Below are 21,081 nucleotides of genomic sequence, written 5' to 3' on the forward strand. Positions count from 1 at the left end.
TATGCAAGTTTTGATGGATAAGATAGGATTTTAGTTGATTGCCGTTGCTAAGAGGTTTATTCACAGTCGGATTGCTCCATAATGGTAAGAATAGTGCCTATCGATGTTCTATCGAGGAATTCCGTCCGTGATGTCATTCATGACGACCTTGCACAAGGCAGCGAACAGCTGGGAAAGACAAGAACAAGACAATGAATGGAACACGGCTACATTACCCGAAATTACCCAGTGCGATGGGGAATTCTTTCGTTGACACAGAGCTTGACATTATGCTAAAGTGTTTTAGGTAGGCCTAAATTCGCGGGTTTTTTTTAGGATCAATATTTGCGTCTTCTAATTATAAGATTAGAAGTACGTCTTCGGGAGGTGCATATCATGCGGGTAATTATCACTTTGGCTTGTACAAGTTGCAAACAAAGAAACTATGCGACAACCAAAAACAAGCGAAATCACCCCGACCGCTTGGAGATGAAGAAATTTTGCAAGTTCTGTAACGAGCAAACTCCTCATCGCGAAACCAGATAGTCTTTGGAGGTGTAGTCGGCGTGAAACGTAGTTTCAAGTCATTGTTTTCCTTTTTCACTGAGAGCTGGAGCGAGCTCAAAAAAGTTCGCTGGCCTAGCCGTAAAGAGTTGAAAAACTATTCATTGATCGTTCTCGGTACAATTGTAGTTATGGCGCTTTACTTCTGGGTTCTGGACATCGGTATTTCCGCTCTGATCGAAACGATTATTTAGAGAGGTCCCAGGTGGCTTGTATGGAAAAAAGATGGTATGTTGTTCATACCTATTCCGGGTATGAGAATAAGGTTAAGGCCAATTTGGAAAAACGCGTTGAGTCCATGGGCATGGAAGACAAAATATTCCGTGTTCTTGTTCCTATGGAAGAAGAACTGGTAAACAAGGATGGCAAGAAAAAAACTGTCATGCGTAAAGTTTATCCTGGTTATGTTTTGGTCGAAATGGTTCAGACTGATGATTCTTGGTATGTTGTCCGCAATACGCCGGGCGTTACCGGGTTTGTCGGTTCGACAGGTTCCGGATCCAAACCTACCGCTCTGCTTCCGGAAGAAGTTGAACAAATTCTGAAGCATATGGGCATGGTTGAACCTAAAGCGAAGATTGATTTCGAAATTAAGGAATCCGTACGTATTATGGTTGGTCCCTTTGCGAATTTTGTGGGCTCCGTGGAAGAGATTTTGGCTGACAAGAGCAAGATCAAAGTGCATGTTAACATGTTTGGACGGGAAACCCCGCTGGAGTTGGATTTCACTCAAGTGGAGAAAATATAACAGTGTCAAGGGTTTCTTGTGGGAGAACGCTTTAAGCGTTCGAATACCACTATTTACGCAAGGAGGTGTCACTCATGGCTAAAAAAGTTATTAAAATGGTGAAACTGCAGATTCCTGCAGGGAAAGCGAATCCAGCGCCTCCAGTAGGTCCGGCGTTAGGTCAAGCAGGTGTCAACATCATGGCATTCTGTAAGGAATTCAACGCTCGTACTGCCGACCAGGCTGGCCTGATCATCCCGGTTGAAATTACAGTATTTGAAGACCGTTCGTTTACCTTCATCACTAAAACTCCTCCGGCTGCCGTTCTGCTTCGCATCGCTGCTAAAGTAGAAAAAGGATCCGGTGAACCAAACAAGAAAAAAGTAGCGAAGCTCGGCCGCGCAGCGGTTCGTGAAATCGCTGAAACAAAAATGCCCGACCTGAACGCTGCATCTATCGAAGCTGCAATGCGCATGGTTGAAGGTACTGCCCGCAGTATGGGTATCACAATCGAAGACTAATATGTATTCGATGCACCGGTCATTCATGACCGCAATATGTGGGAGGAATTTCCGCTAACACCACAAAGGAGGAACATTTTCATGGCTAAACATGGTAAGAAATACCTGGAATCTGCTAAGCTGATCAATAGCGAAGCAACTTACGAGCCTTCAGAAGCTGTAGAGCTTGTGAAAAAGGCGGCAACTGCCAAATTCGACGAAACCGTTGAAGCAGCAGTTCGTCTGGGTGTAGACCCGCGTAAACAAGACCAAGCTGTTCGTGGTGTTGTTGTCCTGCCTCACGGCACAGGCAAAACGCAACGCGTGCTTGTATTTGCAAAAGGTGAAAAAGCGAAAGAGGCAGAAGCTGCTGGTGCGGATTTTGTAGGCGATCAGGATATGATCAACAAGATCCAACAGGGCTGGTTTGAATTTGATGTCTGCGTAGCTACACCTGATATGATGAGTGAAGTTGGTAAACTGGGTCGTCTGCTCGGTGGTAAAGGCCTCATGCCTAACCCTAAAGCTGGCACAGTTACTTTCGACGTTACCAAGGCTGTGCAAGAAATCAAAGCCGGTAAAATCGAATACCGTCTTGATAAAGCCGGTCAAATTCACGCGCCTATCGGCAAAGTTTCCTTTAATGCTGAACAATTGAACGAAAACCTTAAATCCCTCATTGACGCTCTGAACCGTGCGAAACCGGCTGCTGCTAAAGGTGTTTACCTGAAGAGCATTGCTATTTCGTCCACTATGGGACCGAGTGCTCGTGTAAACACAACTTCTTACAGATAATAGGGGTTGACTCCTAGAGTCATCTTTGATAATCTATAACAGTTGTGAACTTTAAGGTGATCATTCTTCAACTTGAATATGCTTACCGTAGACAGTAGGTGCCGTAGGGCTTAATTTCCTACCGAGGTGTTGTGATAGAAACAAGAAGTGCCGGGTGCATGCCTGTGTAACTTACGTTTTATCAAGCCTTCGTGAATCTGCGGAGGCTTTTCTAATGCCTGCGTAGGAACGACGAGAATTTTCCGGAAGAATCGTCGTCACATAAATTTTCAGGAGGTGTATACAATTGGCAAATGCAAAAGTAATCCAAGCTAAACAGGAAGCGGTTGATGTTGTAACAAGCAAACTGCAGAACAGTGTTTCCACTGTTGTTGCGGACTACCGTGGATTGAACGTTTCGCAAGTGACCGAACTGCGTAAGCAGCTTCGTGAAGCTGGCGTTGATTTTCAAGTCCTGAAGAACTCTTTGGTGCGTCGTGCAACTGCGGCGTCTGAGTTGACTGAGTTGGACGCAGTTCTGACTGGTCCTACAGCAGTAGCATTCAGTGAAACTGATGCGGTAGTAGCAGCCAAGATTTTGAACGACTTCGCTAAGAAGAACGACGCTCTGAAACTGAAGGGCGGCGTTGTAGAAGGTAAAGTTATCGACGCAGATCAGCTGAAAGCACTGGCTGAGCTTCCATCCCGCGATGGTTTGCTGTCCATGCTGCTTAGCGTGCTTCAAGCTCCAATCCGCAACTTCGCCCTTGCAGTTAAGGCTGTTGCTGAGAAAGAAGAACAAAGCGCGTAAGCCTTTGTCTCTAGCATCATAATCAATACCACAAACAAATTTAAATATAAAATGGAGGTTCAATCATGAGCAAAGAAACAATTTTGGAAGAAATTAAAGGCATGAGCGTATTGGAACTGAACGACCTGGTTAAAGCAATCGAAGAAGAATTCGGCGTAACTGCAGCAGCTCCAGTAGCAGCTGGCGGCGCAGTAGCAGCAGTAGAAGAAGAGCAATCCGAATTCGACGTAATTTTGACAGGCGCTGGCGCTTCCAAAATCAACGTTATCAAAATCGTTCGCGAAATCACAGGCCTGGGCTTGAAAGAAGCTAAAGACCTCGTAGACAACGCTCCAAAAGCAATCAAAGAAAAAGTAAGCAAAGAAGAAGCCGAAACTACCAAAGCAAAATTGGAAGAAGCAGGCGCAGCTGTAGAAGTGAAGTAATTTGCTTCAATAAGGTAATGCCCCGGGAAGAAACTTTTCCTCCCGGTTCTTGCAACCCCCTTGAACTTGTTCAAGGGGGTTGCTGTATACAATTAGGAAGAGCAAAATGAAAGGGAGGATCTTATGTCGCAGCATTATTACTCGCAGCAGCCGGAAGTGCGTCATGACAGACGTACCTTAAGCACGGTTCTAAGAGGGAAAACCCTGCGGTTTACCAGCGACGCCGGTGTTTTTTCCAAAGGAGATATCGACCATGGCAGCCGTGTACTAATTGAGGCTATGGACATTCCGGATGGATCTGCAGTGCTTGACGTAGGCTGCGGGTACGGACCGATTGGCATTAGTGCAGCGTTTCTGGCCCCGGGCGGCCATGTGACGATGATTGATATTAACAGCCGTGCGGTCGAGCTGGCTCGCGAGAATGCCCAGCATAATGGAATCCGCAATGTTACGGTTATGGAAAGCGATGTGTTGTCTGCAGTAAAGGGACAGAAGTATGATGTCATACTTACCAATCCTCCGATACGTGCCGGCAAAGCGGTAGTGCATCGTATTTTTGAAGAGGCGTATGAGCATTTGAATGAGGGTGGAAGTCTGTGGATTGTAATCCAGAAGAAACAGGGGGCACCTTCAGCGGCAGCCAAACTCGAAAGCTTATTTCCGGTTGTGGAAGAAGTGGGGAAAGACAAAGGCTATCGTATTATCAGAGCGCAAAAAAATAGTTGATTAGTTATTGACTTGTGATATCGATAGTGGTATTATTATAAAATGTCAGTATTAAGCTAGGCTCCATGTCTTTAGTTTGCTGAAATGTCAAGTAATATATTGTCGCCCGGCAAGCGCATGCCGTACGGCAAGTTTGTGCGAATTCAGTTCTCTATGTTACTGCCACGGCGAAGGTCGCCGGGGAAATAGATAATAGCGCATAAACTGTTGCTTGGTGACGTATAATACGTACGTTTTGGGCAAATCTACTGGATAAGGAGTATTTTGGTCATGGATAGATGCGCTCTTTTTTCGAAAGATTTCGATAAGGGCTTTTCTCTATTTGTGGCTGAATCCTTGTGTTATGGTTCCATTATAATGGTCCAAACAAGGGTTCGCAATCAATTTTTAAGTGAGTAGACATGAGGGGTGAGTAAAGTTGGCAGGACATCTTGTTCAGTATGGTCGACGCACTCGGCGGAGCTATGCGAGAATTAACGAGGTACTCGAGGTCCCGAACCTGATCGAGATCCAACAAAAATCTTATGATTGGTTTTTGGAGGAAGGATTGCGGGAAATGTTTCAGGACATCTCGCCGATCCAGGATTTCACAGGGAATTTGGTGCTTGAGTTCATTGATTACAGCCTGGGTGAACCGAAATATACGGTTGACGACGCTAAAGAGCGGGACGTAACATATGCGGCTCCTCTGCGGGTGAAAGTACGGCTCATTAATAAGGAGACCGGTGAGGTCAAAGAGCAGGAAGTGTTCATGGGAGATTTCCCGCTGATGACGGAGACCGGCACTTTTATTATCAATGGTGCGGAACGGGTTATTGTCAGCCAGTTGGTTCGCTCTCCAAGCGTCTATTTCAGCACAAAAGTGGATAAGAACGGTAAAAAAACCTACACCGCCACAGTAATTCCTAACCGCGGAGCCTGGCTGGAACTTGAGACCGACGCTAAGGACATTATGTATGTCCGCATCGACCGGACTCGTAAGATCCCGGTTACCGTGCTTCTGCGTGCTCTTGGGTTCGGCAGTGATGCTGAGATTCTGGAACTGCTTGGCAATGATGAATATATTCGCAATACGCTGGATAAAGACAACACGGACTCTACGGAAAAGGCGCTTATCGAAATCTACGAGCGTCTGCGTCCGGGCGAACCGCCGACACTTGATAATGCCAAGAGCCTTTTGGTCGCACGTTTCTTTGATCCGAAGCGCTATGATTTGGCCAATGTAGGCCGCTACAAGATCAACAAAAAGCTGCACATTAAGAATCGTCTGTTCAATCAGCGTTTGGCTCAACCTCTGGTTGATGAGTCCACAGGTGAAATCCTGGCGGAATCCGGCCAAATGGTTGACCGTCGTCTGCTTGATGAGCTGATTCCTTATTTCGAGAAAAATGTTGCCTCCAAAAACTACCGTGTAAGCGGTGGGGTTATGGACAGTATTGATATCCCTCTGCAAACGATCGACGTGTTCTCGCCGATTGAAGAAGGACGGGTTATCAAACTGATTGCCAATGGCAATATCGACAAATCAGTGAAGCATATTACTCAGGCTGATATTATCTCCTCAATCAGCTACTTTATTAATTTGCTGCACGGCATCGGCAACACCGATGATATCGACCACTTAGGTAACCGTCGCTTGCGTTCTGTAGGTGAACTGCTGCAGAACCAATTCCGTATCGGGTTGTCCCGTATGGAACGCGTAGTGCGTGAGAGAATGTCGATTCAGGATGCTAATGCGATTACGCCACAGGCTTTGATCAACATTCGTCCGGTTATCGCGTCGATTAAAGAATTCTTCGGTAGTTCGCAGCTGTCCCAATTTATGGACCAGACGAACCCGCTGGCTGAACTGACGCATAAACGCCGTCTATCGGCACTCGGACCCGGTGGTCTGACTCGTGAACGCGCGGGCTTTGAGGTTCGTGACGTCCATCACAGTCACTACGGCCGTATGTGTCCAATTGAAACGCCGGAAGGTCCGAATATCGGACTGATCAACTCCTTGTCCACCTTTGCCCGCATCAATGAATACGGCTTTATTGAAGCGCCGTACCGTTGGGTGGATCCGAAGACTGGTAAGGTGACCGAACAGATCGATTACCTGACTGCCGATGAAGAAGATAACTATGTAGTTGCTCAGGCTAACGTACTGATCGACGAAGAGGGCTCCTTCAAAGAAGACATGGTTATCGTTCGTTACAACAAAGATTCAGACAACATTACAACAATGCCAAGTAATCGCGTGGATTACATGGATGTATCGCCGAAACAGGTTGTATCGGTCGCTACGGCGCTCATTCCGTTCCTTGAGAACGATGACTCCAACCGCGCACTGATGGGATCGAACATGCAGCGTCAGGCCGTTCCGCTTCTAATTCCTAAAGCGCCGCTGGTCGGCACAGGAATGGAACATAAATCCGCTAAGGATTCGGGCGTGTGTATTGTTTCCAAGTATGACGGTATTATTGAACGCTCGTCGGCCAACGAAATTTGGCTGCGCCGCGTTGAAGCTGTCGAAGGCAAGGAAGTTAAAGGCGATATCGTTAAATATAAATTACACAAATTTATGCGTTCGAACCAGGGTACCTGCATTAATCAACGTCCGCTGGCTAAAAGAGGCGACATTGTTAAGAAAGGCGACATTCTGGCAGATGGACCATCCACGGAAATGGGCGAACTTGCTCTTGGCCGCAACGTAGTTGTTGCGTTCATGACTTGGGAAGGCTACAACTACGAGGATGCGATCCTGCTGAGTGAGAAACTGGTTAAGGAAGATGTATACACTTCGATTCATATCGAGGAATACGAATCCGAGGCTCGTGACACCAAGCTGGGACCTGAAGAGATTACGCGTGATATTCCGAATGTCGGTGAAGAAGCGTTGCGCAATCTTGATGAGCGCGGCATCATCCGCATCGGTGCGGAAATCAACGCTGGTGATATTCTGGTAGGTAAAGTTACTCCGAAGGGTGTAACTGAACTGACTGCCGAAGAACGCCTGCTGCACGCTATCTTTGGTGAGAAAGCCCGCGAAGTGCGCGATACTTCGCTGCGCGTTCCTCATGGTAGTGATGGTATTATCGTTGACGTTAAAGTATTTACACGCGAGAACGGCGATGAGCTGCCTCCGGGTGTGAATCAGCTGGTTCGTGTCTACATCGCTCAGAAACGTAAGATTTCTGAAGGTGACAAGATGGCCGGACGTCACGGTAACAAGGGTGTCGTTGCCCGGATCCTGCCTGAAGAAGATATGCCATTCCTTCCTGACGGTACACCGGTGCAGGTTGTCCTGAACCCTCTGGGCGTTCCTTCCCGTATGAACATCGGCCAGGTGCTCGAAGTTCATATCGGAATGGCTGCCCTGCAGCTCGGTATTCACGTAGCTACTCCAGTATTTGATGGAGCGCGTGAGAACGACGTGTTTGACACGATGGAAGAAGCCGGCATGCAGCGTAATGGTAAGACTGTGCTTTATGACGGCCGTACAGGTGAACGCTTCGAGCGTGAAGTTACTGTCGGCGTTATGCACATGATCAAACTGGCGCACATGGTTGACGATAAGATTCATGCCCGTTCCACAGGACCTTACTCTCTCGTTACACAGCAGCCACTCGGCGGTAAAGCCCAGTTCGGCGGACAGCGTTTCGGGGAGATGGAAGTTTGGGCGCTTGAAGCTTACGGTGCTGCATATACACTTCAAGAGATTTTAACTGTGAAGTCCGATGACGTGGTAGGCCGTGTCAAAACGTACGAATCCATTGTCAAAGGCGAGAATGTTCCAGAACCAGGTGTTCCGGAATCGTTCAAAGTACTCATCAAGGAACTGCAGTCGCTTGGTATGGATGTTAAGATCCTCAGCGGCGACGAGCAGGAAATTGAAATGAAGGAACTGGATGATGAGGATGAGACGTCAGGCGACAAGCTGAGCCTCAATTTGGAAGGCGCAGAAGTCGGAATAGAGTAATTAAAGCTGTAAGAATCAATTTCATTTAAAAAGGACCGTGCCCTCTTTTGATCTAACCATCAAGGGAGGGCCTCCGGTACTAAATCAGGATATAGGTTAAGGAGGGTTGCTCCTTGTTGGACGTTAACAATTTTGAATTCATGAAAATCGGGCTTGCTTCCCCGGAGAAGATTCGTTCTTGGTCCCGCGGAGAAGTGAAAAAACCGGAAACCATTAACTATCGTACATTGAAGCCGGAAAAAGAAGGTCTTTTCTGCGAACGTATCTTCGGACCGCAAAAAGACTGGGAATGCCACTGTGGTAAATACAAACGCGTCCGTTATAAGGGCGTAGTGTGCGACCGATGCGGCGTGGAAGTTACCCGCGCTAAAGTTCGCCGCGAACGTATGGGCCACATTGAACTGGCGGCTCCTGTATCTCATATCTGGTATTTCAAAGGTATTCCAAGCCGTATGGGTCTGGCACTCGATATGTCCCCGAGATCGCTTGAAGAGATCATCTACTTTGCATCTTATGTTGTAACCGATCCAGGTGAAACGCCACTGGAGAAGAAACAACTGCTGTCCGAGAAAGAATACCGCAGCTACCGTGAGAAATACGGCTACGGTTTCCAAGCCGGCATGGGTGCCGAAGCGGTGAAGAAGCTACTTCAGGATATCGACATTGAGAAGGAATTGGAATTCCTCAAGGAAGAGCTGCGTACCGCCCAAGGCCAACGCCGCAACCGGGCAATCAAACGTCTGGAAGTTATTGAAGCCTTCCGCAACTCCGGCAACAAGCCTGATTGGATGATCATGGATGTGCTTCCGGTTATTCCTCCGGAGCTTCGTCCGATGGTTCAATTGGATGGTGGCCGTTTTGCTACGTCTGACCTTAACGATCTCTATCGTCGCGTAATCAACCGGAACAACCGTCTGAAGAGACTACTTGATCTGGGTGCTCCTGATATTATCGTGCAGAATGAGAAACGGATGCTTCAGGAAGCTGTCGATGCACTTATCGACAACGGCCGTCGCGGCCGCCCTGTAACGGGTCCTGGTAACCGTCCGCTCAAATCGCTGAGCCATATGCTGAAAGGTAAACAAGGACGTTTCCGTCAGAACTTGCTCGGCAAACGGGTTGACTATTCCGGACGTTCCGTTATCGTTGTAGGACCGTATCTCAAAATGTACCAATGCGGACTTCCAAAGAAAATGGCGCTTGAACTCTTCAAACCGTTTGTTATGAAAGAATTGGTGAACAAGGGCTTGGCCCATAACATCAAGAGCGCAAAACGTAAAGTTGAGCGTGTAAGTCCTGAAGTATGGGATGTGCTTGAAGAAGTAATCAGAGAGCATCCGGTTCTACTGAACCGTGCCCCTACACTTCACCGTCTCGGTATTCAAGCGTTTGAACCGATTCTGGTAGAAGGTCATGCTATCCGTCTTCACCCGCTCGTATGTACGGCTTACAATGCCGACTTTGACGGTGACCAAATGGCGGTGCACGTTCCTCTATCAGCAGAAGCTCAAGCGGAAGCGCGTCTGCTCATGCTGGCCTCCGGTAACATCCTGAACCCTAAGGATGGCAAACCGGTTGTTACCCCTTCTCAGGATATGGTCCTAGGTACATTCTACCTGACCATGGACAACAAGGAAGAAAAGGGTACAGGGATGATTCTGCGTACCGTGAACGAAGCTGTTTCAGCTTACCAGCGTGGAACCGCAGGTCTGCACGCCCGTGTAGCTATTCCTGTTAAGGCTCTGGGTAAAACCTGCTTTACAGAAGCGCAACAAGGCGCAATGCTGATTACTACGGTCGGAAAGATCATCTTTAACGAGATCTATCCTAGCAGCTTCCCTTATATTAACGAAGCAACCAAAACGAACCTGCTGCAAGGCACGCCAGAGAAATACTTTATCTATGAAAAAGGCGCGGACATCCGTGAGCTGATTATGAATGCTCCGGAAGCAAGTGCTGTAGGTAAGGAATATTTGGGTCTGATCATTGCCCGCTGCTTCGAAACCTATCACACGACCAAAACATCTGTGATTTTGGATAAAATCAAGCAACTTGGCTTTACGTACTCCACACGTTCCGGTGTTACGGTTGCCGTATCGGACGTTATCGTGCCGGAGGAAAAGGTTACAATCCTGAAAGAGTCCGAGGCTAAGGTCGATGTGGTTGCCAACCAATATCGCCGTGGTCTGATCACCAATGACGAACGGTATGACCGTGTTATTGAGATCTGGTCGAAGACGAAGGATGATCTTACCAACGTGCTGTTGAAATCGATGGACCGTTTCAATTCTATCATGCTCATGGTTGACTCCAAAGCGCGTGGTAACAAATCGCAGATTACCCAGCTGGGTGGTATGCGTGGACTGATGGCTACACCATCGGGACGGATTTTCGAATTGCCAATCAAGGCGAACTTCCGTGAAGGTCTGACCGTCCTCGAGTACTTTATCTCCACTCACGGAGCGCGTAAAGGTCTGGCCGATACAGCGCTGCGTACAGCGGACTCCGGATACTTGACCCGTCGTCTTGTTGACGTTGCCCAAGACGTTATTGTCCGTGAAGAAGACTGTGGTACCGATAAAGGCTTCACCGTCAGCCGTATTCAAGATGGCAAGGAAGTTATCGAAGATCTGTACGACCGTATCGAAGGCCGCTACTCCTTTGAAACTGTACGTCATCCGGAAACGAAGGAAATCCTCGTTCACCGCAACGATCTGATTGACTCCGACAAAGCTGAGGCGATTGTTAACGCTGGTGTGACCAAACTGCAGATCCGTTCTGTGCTGAGCTGCCGTGCGCGTCACGGTGTCTGCAAGAAATGCTACGGACGTAACCTGGCAACAGGTAAATTCGTGGAAATCGGTGAAGCTGTAGGTATCATCGCGGCACAATCCATCGGTGAGCCAGGAACCCAGCTTACAATGCGTACGTTCCATACCGGGGGGGTTGCCGGTGATGACATCACGCAAGGTTTGCCGCGTATCCAGGAGCTGTTTGAAGCCCGTAACCCTAAAGGTCAGGCTACAATCAGTGAAATTGACGGGGTAATCAAGGAAATCCGCGAAACCAAGGACCGCCGCGAAATCGAGGTTCAAGGTGAAGCTGAATCCAAGACTTATTCCATCACCTACGGTTCGCGTCTGCGTGTCAGTGAAGGCCAGGAGATTGAAGCTGGGGATGAGCTGACTGACGGTTCGATCGACCCTAAGGAAATGCTGCGTATCAAAGGGATCCGCGGGGTACAAAACTACATTCTGCAAGAAGTACAGCGTGTATACCGTAACCAAGGCGTTGAGATCAATGATAAGCACATTGAAGTTATGATTAAGCAGATGTTGCGCAAAATCCGTATTATTGATGCTGGTGATACGAATCTCTTGCCAGGTGCATTTGCTGACATTCATGAATACGAAGCTGCGAATAAGGAAGCCATTCTTTCTGGTAATGAGCCTGCAGTTGCCAAACCGGTACTGCTCGGTATTACTAAGGCATCTCTTGAGACAGATTCCTTCCTGTCTGCGGCCTCCTTCCAAGAAACTACCCGCGTCTTGACTGATGCTGCAATTAAGGGTAAAGTAGATAAGTTGCTTGGACTTAAAGAAAATGTTATTATCGGTAAGTTGATTCCTGCAGGTACTGGCATGAATCGTTACCGTAATGTGAAGCTGAGTGATCCGAATGTCGAAAGCTCGCAAGAAGCTTTAGAAACGGTTCCTGCTGAATAGTTAAATAATCATGGCGGGCAGTTGATTATGCCACGGCTATTTATAGACGTGGCGTTGCTGCCTGCTGTGAATATTAATAAATTTATTACCGATTCTCTTGACATCATCTACTGATAATGCTAATATGTCTAAGGTGCGTGAGTAGCCTGGTTATTCTTGTTCACTGGAGGTAATGATTTATTATGACTGATGATAGAGGACTGCAGGATGCTCAGGTCAAGATCGGTACCAAACAAACCGTTAAGGCGGTAGAGTTGGGCCAAGCCGCAGAAGTCTATGTGGCAGAGGACGGAGATCAACGGCTTACTTCCAGAATTGTTATGCTTTGTAACAAACAAGGTGTGAAGGTCACTTATGTGGACACAATGCTGAATTTGGGCAAAGCTTGCGGTATAGAAGTTGGTGCTGCTATGGCAGCCGTCTTAAAACAATAGCACGAGAAGCGTTTTTGTACCGGGGTACACTTCGGCAACAAAGACTTTTCATTTGTCTTTTTATGAACCGCCTGGGTCTGTGGACTTAATGTTCGTAAATAGATTACTATTTCAGGAAGGGGGTGGCACAACAATGCCAACTATTAATCAACTGGTTCGTAAAGGCCGTCAAGCCAAAATCGAAAAATCCAAATCTCCCGCTCTTCAAAAAGGGTTCAACGCCCTCAAGCGTGAGACTACAAATTTGAGCGCCCCGCAAAAACGCGGTGTGTGCACTCGTGTAGGCACGATGACTCCACGTAAACCAAACTCTGCGCTTCGTAAGTATGCCCGTGTTCGTTTGACGAACCGTCTTGAGGTGACTGCTTACATTCCGGGTATTGGACATAACCTTCAAGAGCACAGTGTTGTATTGCTGCGCGGAGGTAAAGTTAAGGATCTTGCAGGAGTTCGTTATCACATCGTTCGTGGCGCTTTGGATACAGCAGGCGTTGCTAACCGCATGCAAGCTCGTTCCAAGTATGGTGCAAAACGTCCTAAAGCAAAGAAATAAGTTAAGAATATCTGAATAACAAACATTGAGAAAGGGGGATATCCATGCCACGCAAAGGTCCAGTTACTAAGAGAGATGTATTGCCAGATCCATTGTATAATAGCAAGTTGGTTACTCGTTTGATCAACCGTATTATGCTGGGTGGTAAAAGAGGTGTCGCTCAAAGCATTCTGTACAATTCGTTCAAGTTGATTCAAGAACGCACAGGCAAAGATCCGATGGAAGTTTTCGAAGCTGCCATCAAGAATATTATGCCGGTATTGGAAGTTAAAGCTCGTCGTGTCGGCGGTGCTAACTACCAAGTGCCTATCGAGGTTAAACCTGAAAGACGTACTGCTTTGGGATTACGTTGGCTCGTAAACTACTCACGCAACCGCGGTGAGAAGACGATGGAAGAGCGTTTGGCGGCTGAGATCATCGACGCTTCCAACAACACAGGCGCTTCCGTTAAGAAACGTGAAGACACGCACAAAATGGCTGAAGCAAACAAAGCGTTTGCTCACTACCGCTGGTAGGATTTAAGGCCGTTCAAATAACTTATATTTTGAAGGGAGACCCAATTCATGGCAAGAGAGTTCTCCTTAAAAAATACACGTAATATCGGGATCATGGCGCATATTGATGCTGGTAAGACTACTACCACTGAGCGGATTCTATTCTATACAGGCCGTACGCACAAAATCGGTGAAGTTCACGAGGGTGCTGCTACAATGGACTGGATGGAGCAAGAACAAGAGCGCGGGATTACTATTACCTCCGCTGCTACAACTGCTGCATGGAAAGGTCACCGCATCAATATCATTGATACCCCTGGACACGTTGACTTCACAGTTGAAGTTGAACGTTCCCTTCGTGTATTGGATGGGGCAGTAGGCGTTTTCAGTGCGAAAGAGGGCGTTGAGCCTCAGTCTGAAACCGTATGGAGACAGGCTGACCGTTATGGCGTTCCCCGGATCGCATATGTAAATAAAATGGATATCATCGGTGCGGATTTCCTAAACGTTATCGACAGCATGCGTGATCGCTTGCAAGCCAATGCAGTTGCTATTCAACTGCCAATTGGTGCCGAAAACGACTTCATTGGTATTATTGACCTGGTTGAGCAAAAAGCTCATATGTTTAAAGACGATCTGGGTCAAAATATTGAAGTAACGGACATTCCGGCTGAATATCTGGAACAAGTTGAGGGGCTGCGTCTTGAGTTGATCGAGAAAGTAGCTGAACTTGACGAAGATCTGACTATGAAGTACCTGGAAGGCGAAGAAATTTCAGTTGATGAGATCAAAGCTGCTCTGCGCAAAGGCGTTGTAGAAGTTAAGATCTTCCCTGTAATTGTCGGATCCTCCTACCGTAACAAAGGTGTCCAACTTATGATGGACGCTGTCGTAGATTACTTGCCATCCCCACTGGATGTACCGGCTATTCAAGGTCATCTGGATGACGGAACTGAAGCGGTTCGCCACTCTTCGGATGAAGAACCATTCTCAGCACTGGCATTTAAAATCATGACAGACCCTTATGTAGGTAAACTCACGTTCTTCCGCGTGTATTCCGGTGTTCTGGAATCCGGTTCTTATGTAGTTAACGCTACTAAGAACAAACGCGAGCGTATCGGCCGTATCCTGCAAATGCATGCGAACAGCCGCCAAGAAATCTCCATCGTTTACGCTGGTGATATCGCGGCAGCCGTTGGTCTGAAGGACACAAGTACTGGCGATACACTTTGTGATGAGAAACATCCGGTTATTCTGGAGTCCATGAACTTCCCTGATCCGGTTATCGAAATCGCAGTTGAACCAAAAACCAAAGCTGACCAAGATAAACTGGGTGTTGCTCTCGGTAAGTTGACTGAAGAGGATCCAACTCTTCGTGCTCACACTGATGAAGAAACAGGCCAAACGATCCTGGCAGGTATGGGTGAGCTTCACCTTGATATTATCATCGACCGTATGCGCCGCGAATTCAAAGTAGAAACCAATGTGGGTAAACCACAGGTTGCTTACCGTGAAACATTCAAAGCACCAGCTCGTGTCGAAGGTAAATTCGTTCGCCAATCCGGCGGTCGCGGTCAGTACGGTCACGTATGGGTTGAATTTGAACCTCTCGAGCCAGGTACTGGCAGCAAGTTCGAAAGTAAAGTAGTCGGTGGCTCTGTTCCTAGAGAGTATATCGCTCCTGCACTTGCCGGTATTGAAGAGCAAATGAAAAACGGCGTTATCGCAGGCTTCCCGCTTGTTGACGTTAAGGCTACCATCGTTGATGGTTCTTATCATGATGTTGACTCCAACGAAATGGCGTTCAAAATTGCCGGATCGATGGCACTCAAAGCAGCTAAAGACAAGTGTAAACCTGTTCTGCTTGAGCCAATCATGAAAGTGGAAGTAACTGTTCCTGAGGAATATATGGGTGATGTAATGGGTATGCTGAACTCCCGTCGCGGTCGGATCGAAGGTATGGATTCCCGTGGTGGAGCGCAAATTATCCGTGCGAAGGTGCCTCTTTCCGAAATGTTCGGATACTCCACAACACTCCGTTCTGGTACTCAAGGACGCGGCGTATTCTCCATGGAGCTTTCTCACTATGAAGAAGTTCCTAAATCCATTGCGGAAGAGATCGTTGCTAAGAACAAAGGCGGAGAATAATTAACTGTTTTAACTTGCTGTCCGGGTACAACCGATCAGTCATCCTAGATAAGCAACTAGCCCGGCGGCTCAAATATAAGGAACCCCACAATAAGGAGGAACTGTTCAAATGGCAAAGGCAAAGTTTGAACGTAACAAACCACACGTTAACATCGGTACTATTGGTCACGTCGACCATGGTAAAACAACTCTGACTGCTGCAATCACTACTGTATTGTCCAAAAAATACGGTGGCGCTGCTGTAGCATTCGACCAAATCGATAAGGCTCCTGAAGAACGCGAACGTGGTATCACTATCTCCACAGCTCACGTTGAATATGAAACTCCTAACCGTCACTACGCACACGTAGACTGCCCTGGTCACGCCGACTATGTTAAAAACATGATCACTGGCGCAGCGCAAATGGACGGAGCTATCCTGGTTGTATCCGCAGCTGACGGCCCTATGCCACAAACTCGCGAACACATCCTGCTGTCCCGTCAAGTAGGCGTTCCTTACATCGTTGTATTCTTGAACAAATGCGACATGGTTGAAGACGAAGAGTTGCTTGAACTGGTTGAAATGGAAGTTCGCGACTTGCTGAGCGAATATGATTTCCCAGGCGATGATACTCCAATCATCCGTGGATCTGCTCGTGAAGCTCTTCAAAACCCTGATGGCGATTATGCACAAAAAATCGTTGAGATGTTCGAAACGATTGATACGTACATTCCGCTTCCAGAGCGTCAAACTGACAAGCCTTTCTTGATGCCTGTCGAAGATGTATTCTCCATTACTGGCCGCGGTACTGTGGCAACTGGTCGCGTAGAACGCGGAACAGTTAAAGTCGGAGAAGAAATCGAAATCGTTGGTATTCATGAAGAAACTAAGAAATCCGTAGTTACGGGCGTAGAAATGTTCCGTAAATTGCTGGATTCCGCTCAAGCAGGCGACAACATCGGCGCACTTCTGCGTGGTGTTGACCGTAACATGATCGAGCGTGGCCAAGTAATTGCTAAGCCGAACTCTGTTAAACCACACACTGAGTTCACTGCTCAGATCTACGTTCTGACTAAAGAAGAAGGCGGACGTCACAAACCATTCTTCACTGGTTACCGTCCACAGTTCTACTTCCGTACAACTGACGTAACTGGCATCATCAACCTGCCAGAAGGTACTGAAATGGTTATGCCTGGTGACAACATCACAGTAACTGTTTCCCTGATCTCCCCAATCGCTATTGAAGAAGGTACTAAATTCTCCATTCGCGAAGGCGGACGTACAGTTGGAGCAGGTAGCGTAGCTTCCATCCAAAAATAATTCGGTTCTATCCGTTAGGATAGTGCTGAACCATAAAGGCAGGGATTCTTCTCCGGAAGACTCCCTGTTTTTTTGCATACAAAAAACTCTATTTCCTTATAAAGACCCGGAAATAGAGTTGAATTCAAAAGAAACGATTAGGATATATCTTGGGTGTACGCCGGGCCTGGAACTTTGGATATTACCACATGCAAACTTGCGGGTTGATTCCCATTGTTATGGTAGGAAAAGGATTCATCACCGGCGAGGTGGATAACATCCCCTTCAGCTAGATCCTGCTCTACATCGTTAACATTAATGATTCCATTTCCCTTCAGAGCAAGGATGAATACATCTGCTCCGGGATGCTTATGCGCTTGAAGCTGTTGGCCTGGCATGAAATTAAGCATAAACATTACACTATCGCCTTTTTGAAATAGGATTTTCTTCGTAAACCGTTCCTCCTGATATTGAATTGCCTCTACTAATGTCTTTTTCTCCATCATTAATCCCAACCTTCGTTTTTATTATTGTTTTAAAGTTTAACTTCATACTCACAATGCTCATGACCTGCAGCATTGCATTTTACTTCTCTGACGGATATCCGTCTTCCCATGATTTTGGATAAAGCCCCTTCCAGAATAGCTCCTTCCAAATCACAAATCAGCTTCTCTTCCTCCAGCGTCGGGAGACCTTTACAAAAGCAGTCCTCCACCGCGATGTTGATCTTGCGGTCATCCTCATGCAGGATGCGTGGAATCCCTATTTTTAAATCCTCGAATAGTTGTAGTAACTCCTCGAGTGTGTTCACTGGTAGACTCTCACCGATTTTTCGGCCAACAGTAAGTGTAGTTCCTTTACCGCCAAGGGGGAGACCCTGGTTCATTCCGATAAGGCGGATAGTGCGGAATAATTCAAGCGGAACCATGTTGCCAAGCACAGATCTGTCCATACTTTTCATATCTTCGAAGGTATATTGCAGCATAGATACTCCATCTCCTTTAGCTCTCTCTATAGGACTTATTGTGACGGATATTGATAAGATATTCCTTGATACAGATCAAGTTTTTTGAAAAAAGTTGTGAGGGCAGTCACTGGGCAGCATTAGGATCCTTGTTATGGTGAGAATAGCAGAAAGGATGATGAGTAAATGGAATGCACAGTATGCAATTCCCATTCTTGTGTTTCTCAGGTGCCCGTATTCAAGAATCTATCAGATGAAGAATTGATAATGGTAGAAGCGATAGTAGAATCGAGCCATTATGCTAAAGGAAGTCTTGTATTCAGAGAGGGAGAAGAGTCAGATTCGCTTTTTGTGGTGAAGAGTGGCCTCATTAAGCTCACGCAAAGCAATAAAGAAGGCAAGCAGCATATTCTCCGATTCCTGTTCCCCGGCGACTATTTTGGACAGTTTGCTTTGCTACACCACAAACAAAATTATGTAACCGCCGAAGTTGTAGAAAGTGGAAGTGTATGCCGGATGCACCGCAAACAATTTGTACCTTTATTGGAGAACAACGCGGCGCTTACGTTCAGCTTTTTAATGTCGATGAGCGAACAGTTGCATCAAGCCGAAGAGCTGGCTGGTGCAATGCATATATATGATGCAGAAAAACGCCTCGCCCGGTTACTGCTTTATCTGCATAACAGAAATCAATCGGACGATTCCTCACGTGTAGAACATATCAGCATTGATTTGCCAGCTGCCAAAAAAGAGTTCGCCGCTATGATAGGAGCCACCGCGGAAACACTTAGCCGCAAGCTGAATTATCTGGAAAGTATGGGTATTATCACGGTCCGTAAAAGAACGGTAGACATTTTAGATCTAAAAGCACTGAATCAAATGGCAGAAATGAAAGAATAGAACTTATCAAACGACAATATACGACAAAATAACGGCTTAAATAACTTATTTTTCAACATTATTCAACAAAATATTACTTAAAATTCTTTACAATTATTATATCCATAGAGTAAAATATTGCTATATCATCAATGTTATTTTCAGGAAATTCAGGGAGAGTGGAAGTATGGGGAAATGTCCTTTTTCTTTTATGCATGGTTTAACATCACGTAACACAAGCGAGGAATCTCCCGAAGTTCACTCAATGGACAACAAGAATCTTGTACCCACTGCCACACAGTCTTTTCATACCCTTGACGGGCATGAGGAACTCAATGAACAGATGCGAATGATTGACTTAACTGAGGAAGATCTTACTCTTCTGCGTCTATTGAAACCGGTTGTAGAAAGAGATATCGACATCATAACCGACCAGTTTTACAAGACGGTGCTCGGAGTCGGCAAACTGGAAGCGATCATTCTTGAACACAGCAGTATTGAACGGTTAAAAAAGACTTTAAAGCAGCATATTATTGAAATCTTCGATGGAAACGTTGATGAACATTACATTGCCAAACGTCTCAGCATTGCGAAGATTCATAAGAGAGTCGGACTGGAGCCGAAATGGTATTTGTCGGCTTTTCAAAACCTGCAGAATGTATTTATTACAGCTGTATATAATCAATCCCTGAAAGAAAATGAGACCTTGAAAGTGGTTCAGACCATAACCAAACTGCTAAATTTGGAGCAACAGCTGGTACTGGAAGCGTATGAGAAGGAAAACACCAGAGAGAAGGAAGAACAGTACTTAATCGTAAAAAATGAACTGAAGCAAAAAATTGCGGAATTCAGCGGTGAGCTAATAGATCTCAGCATGGATACTAACGCTGCTGTAGAGCAGCTGGTGGCAAGCAGTAACGAAGTGAGTAGTACGTTCCAACGAACTGCAAGTTCAGCTAAGGAGTCTCAGGGGATGGCTAGGGACGGGCATGAGCACTTGGACAGCCTTACTGGTCAAATCCATCTGATTTATGAAAGCACCAATGAAATGGAGCGGTCGGTGAATGAACTAAGCAGCTCATCACAGCAGATCCAGAAGATTGTTGCAGCAGTTCAGGAAATTGCCGATCAGACCAAAATTCTTTCACTCAATGCTACTATAGAAGCTGCGAGGGCTGGAGAGCATGGTAGAGGCTTCAGTGTAGTTGCGCAGGAGGTCAACCGACTAGCCGAGGATACTAAGAATACAGTTGTACGCATCGGCGAGCTAACCGATCTCTCAGGGAGGCTGACATCTCAGGTTGTTGAAGAGATCCGCAAGGTACAGGAACTGACCAAGAGTGGTAAACATCAATCGGTTGAGACCAGCCGGCTGTTTAGTGAAATCGTGGATTCCATGCAGACCAGCACCCAGGAAATTGTAACCGTAGAAGAAGAGATAAGAGTGTTGATTCAAACTATTGAAGGAATCGGCTCTACAACGGCACAATCTGCCGCCTCGGCGGAGTATTTCCGTTCAGCTACAGAGCGTCTTTAATTAGAAACGACCATATATGTGCCATATATATAGAAAGAAAACAACTTGTGAAAAAAATCATGAGTTGTTTTGTATTTTCGCTTGCAAAGTGTCCGCCTATTATATATAATAATAAATGTTGTTCTGAGACGTTGCGATGATGTGAGAGGTTACTGACACACCCGGCCCCTTTGCCATGAGGTCGACGTCAGAAAATTTTCACGGAGTATGTCCGATAATAAATTGGGCGATAGAAGGAGGGACTAAAATGGCAAAGCAAAAAATTCGTATCCGCTTGAAAGCATACGACCACAGAATTCTTGATCAATCCGCAGAGAAAATCGTTGAAACAGCAAAACGTTCGGGTGCTGGTGTATCCGGGCCGATCCCGCTGCCAACTGAGAAGCAAATCATTACTATTCTCCGTGCGGTACACAAGTACAAGGATTCCCGTGAACAGTTTGAACAACGGACTCACAAACGTTTGATCGATATTGTGAACCCAACACCACAAACTGTGGATGCCTTGATGCGCTTGGATCTACCGTCCGGTGTAGATATCGAAATCAAATTGTAATACTATCTATTAAAGCAACTAGGAAAAGAAAAGAGGTGTCAA

The 21,081-nt window shown here is 46.5% G+C and carries 20 protein-coding genes and 1 other annotated feature; of the genes, 18 read left to right on the forward strand and 2 right to left on the reverse strand.

The genetic code is table 11. The features are described from left to right. The first annotated feature begins 375 nt into the window (after window positions 1-375). The 15 genes from rpmG to tuf all read left to right on the forward strand — a co-directional run bounded on the left by rpmG (window position 376) and on the right by tuf (window position 17,124). A complete protein-coding gene (gene rpmG / locus NYE29_RS13370; RefSeq protein WP_074086515.1) occupies window positions 376-525 on the forward strand; it encodes a 50S ribosomal protein L33 in 150 nt (49 codons plus the stop codon). Window positions 526-545: 20 nt separating this feature from the next. Beyond that, on the forward strand, window positions 546-737 hold the full coding sequence (secE, locus tag NYE29_RS13375; RefSeq protein ID WP_038597114.1) for a preprotein translocase subunit SecE: 192 nt from the start codon (window positions 546-548) through the stop codon (window positions 735-737). Between the two features lie 20 nt (window positions 738-757). Next, window positions 758-1,291 carry a transcription termination/antitermination protein NusG gene (nusG, locus tag NYE29_RS13380; RefSeq protein WP_020427084.1) on the forward strand — a complete coding sequence of 178 codons (534 nt, stop codon included), beginning with the start codon at window positions 758-760 and terminating at the stop codon, window positions 1,289-1,291. A gap of 74 nt (window positions 1,292-1,365) precedes the next feature. Beyond that, on the forward strand, window positions 1,366-1,791 hold the full coding sequence (gene rplK, locus NYE29_RS13385; RefSeq protein ID WP_020427083.1) for a 50S ribosomal protein L11: 426 nt from the start codon (window positions 1,366-1,368) through the stop codon (window positions 1,789-1,791). 81 nt (window positions 1,792-1,872) lie between these two features. Beyond that, a complete protein-coding gene (gene rplA, locus NYE29_RS13390) occupies window positions 1,873-2,565 on the forward strand; it encodes a 50S ribosomal protein L1 (protein ID WP_076112962.1) in 693 nt (230 codons plus the stop codon). A 67-nt stretch (window positions 2,566-2,632) separates the two neighbouring features. Further along, window positions 2,633-2,787 (forward strand) — a sequence feature (ribosomal protein L10 leader region). A 64-nt stretch (window positions 2,788-2,851) separates the two neighbouring features. Continuing rightward, a complete protein-coding gene (gene rplJ / locus NYE29_RS13395) occupies window positions 2,852-3,355 on the forward strand; it encodes a 50S ribosomal protein L10 (RefSeq protein ID WP_076112961.1) in 504 nt (167 codons plus the stop codon). A gap of 65 nt (window positions 3,356-3,420) precedes the next feature. After that, the gene (gene rplL / locus NYE29_RS13400) at window positions 3,421-3,780 is read left to right on the forward strand and encodes a 50S ribosomal protein L7/L12 (protein ID WP_076112960.1); all 360 of its coding nucleotides are present in this window, start codon (window positions 3,421-3,423) and stop codon (window positions 3,778-3,780) included. Between the two features lie 123 nt (window positions 3,781-3,903). Then, complete coding sequence (locus NYE29_RS13405; protein WP_340896373.1) at window positions 3,904-4,506, forward strand: class I SAM-dependent methyltransferase; 603 nt, start codon at window positions 3,904-3,906, stop codon at window positions 4,504-4,506. A 418-nt stretch (window positions 4,507-4,924) separates the two neighbouring features. After that, the gene (gene rpoB, locus NYE29_RS13410; protein ID WP_076112958.1) at window positions 4,925-8,470 is read left to right on the forward strand and encodes a DNA-directed RNA polymerase subunit beta; all 3,546 of its coding nucleotides are present in this window, start codon (window positions 4,925-4,927) and stop codon (window positions 8,468-8,470) included. Between the two features lie 113 nt (window positions 8,471-8,583). After that, the gene (gene rpoC, locus NYE29_RS13415; RefSeq protein ID WP_340896374.1) at window positions 8,584-12,195 is read left to right on the forward strand and encodes a DNA-directed RNA polymerase subunit beta'; all 3,612 of its coding nucleotides are present in this window, start codon (window positions 8,584-8,586) and stop codon (window positions 12,193-12,195) included. 182 nt (window positions 12,196-12,377) lie between these two features. Continuing rightward, window positions 12,378-12,629 carry a ribosomal L7Ae/L30e/S12e/Gadd45 family protein gene (locus NYE29_RS13420; RefSeq protein WP_340896375.1) on the forward strand — a complete coding sequence of 84 codons (252 nt, stop codon included), beginning with the start codon at window positions 12,378-12,380 and terminating at the stop codon, window positions 12,627-12,629. A gap of 133 nt (window positions 12,630-12,762) precedes the next feature. Continuing rightward, window positions 12,763-13,182: a 30S ribosomal protein S12 gene (rpsL, locus tag NYE29_RS13425; RefSeq protein WP_038597092.1), complete on the forward strand. Its 420-nt coding sequence runs from the start codon at window positions 12,763-12,765 to the stop codon at window positions 13,180-13,182. Between the two features lie 44 nt (window positions 13,183-13,226). Continuing rightward, a complete protein-coding gene (gene rpsG / locus NYE29_RS13430) occupies window positions 13,227-13,697 on the forward strand; it encodes a 30S ribosomal protein S7 (RefSeq protein WP_036652908.1) in 471 nt (156 codons plus the stop codon). Between the two features lie 48 nt (window positions 13,698-13,745). Further along, window positions 13,746-15,824: an elongation factor G gene (fusA, locus tag NYE29_RS13435; RefSeq protein WP_340896377.1), complete on the forward strand. Its 2,079-nt coding sequence runs from the start codon at window positions 13,746-13,748 to the stop codon at window positions 15,822-15,824. A gap of 109 nt (window positions 15,825-15,933) precedes the next feature. Then, window positions 15,934-17,124, forward strand: coding sequence for an elongation factor Tu (tuf, locus tag NYE29_RS13440; RefSeq protein ID WP_038597087.1), 1,191 nt, complete (start codon window positions 15,934-15,936; stop codon window positions 17,122-17,124). Between the two features lie 137 nt (window positions 17,125-17,261). On the opposite strand, the gene NYE29_RS13445 is transcribed toward tuf, so the two are convergent. Beyond that, window positions 17,262-17,606 carry a cupin domain-containing protein gene (locus NYE29_RS13445; protein WP_340896378.1) on the reverse strand — a complete coding sequence of 115 codons (345 nt, stop codon included), beginning with the start codon at window positions 17,604-17,606 and terminating at the stop codon, window positions 17,262-17,264. Window positions 17,607-17,638: 32 nt separating this feature from the next. Further along, on the reverse strand, window positions 17,639-18,088 hold the full coding sequence (locus NYE29_RS13450) for a V4R domain-containing protein (protein WP_038597084.1): 450 nt from the start codon (window positions 18,086-18,088) through the stop codon (window positions 17,639-17,641). Window positions 18,089-18,253: 165 nt separating this feature from the next. Here NYE29_RS13450 and NYE29_RS13455 point away from each other — a divergent pair, with 165 nt between their 5' ends. The 3 genes from NYE29_RS13455 to rpsJ all read left to right on the forward strand — a co-directional run bounded on the left by NYE29_RS13455 (window position 18,254) and on the right by rpsJ (window position 21,039). Beyond that, window positions 18,254-18,967 (forward strand): Crp/Fnr family transcriptional regulator, encoded by a 714-nt coding sequence (locus NYE29_RS13455; protein ID WP_340896379.1) that lies wholly within the window; start codon window positions 18,254-18,256, stop codon window positions 18,965-18,967. 244 nt (window positions 18,968-19,211) lie between these two features. Continuing rightward, a complete protein-coding gene (locus NYE29_RS13460) occupies window positions 19,212-20,483 on the forward strand; it encodes a globin-coupled sensor protein (RefSeq protein ID WP_340896381.1) in 1,272 nt (423 codons plus the stop codon). A 247-nt stretch (window positions 20,484-20,730) separates the two neighbouring features. After that, window positions 20,731-21,039 (forward strand): 30S ribosomal protein S10, encoded by a 309-nt coding sequence (rpsJ, locus tag NYE29_RS13465; RefSeq protein ID WP_017692074.1) that lies wholly within the window; start codon window positions 20,731-20,733, stop codon window positions 21,037-21,039. The last annotated feature ends 42 nt before the right edge of the window (window positions 21,040-21,081 follow it).

The sequence above is a fragment of the Paenibacillus sp. FSL M7-1046 genome, from assembly GCF_038007405.1.
In the GTDB taxonomy this organism is placed as follows: Bacteria; Bacillota; Bacilli; order Paenibacillales; family Paenibacillaceae; genus Paenibacillus_AQ.